Source organism: Pseudomonas sp. BJa3 (genome assembly GCF_026343815.1).
Classification (GTDB): domain Bacteria; phylum Pseudomonadota; class Gammaproteobacteria; order Pseudomonadales; family Pseudomonadaceae; genus Aquipseudomonas; species Aquipseudomonas soli.
Map to the genome: position 1 here is coordinate 1 of NZ_JAOXMC010000168.1, position 274 is coordinate 274.

At 67.5% G+C, this 274-nt stretch carries 1 protein-coding gene; it reads right to left on the reverse strand.

The features are described from left to right. On the reverse strand, positions 1 to 274 hold a 274-nt coding region (locus OH705_RS27285), incomplete at both ends, for a hypothetical protein (protein WP_416383601.1).

Here is a 274-nt window from a genome sequence, read left to right on the forward strand (position 1 = left end):
GGCGGTATTGATCGAGGTGGACGCGTCCTGGATGCGGCCGACGATGTCGGTCAGCTGGGCGACGGTGGCGTTGGCATCATCACGCATGGTGGCGAACACGCCATGGAAATCGCCCTCCATGCGGGCGGTCAGGTTGCCCTGGGACAGCGAGCGCAGCACGTTCGAGACCGCGTCCACGCTGCCGGCGATCGTGGCTAGCAGGCTGTTGACCTGCTGCGACAGGCCGAGCAGGAAGCCCTGCTTGCCCGCCTCGCCGATGCGCCCGCTGAGATCG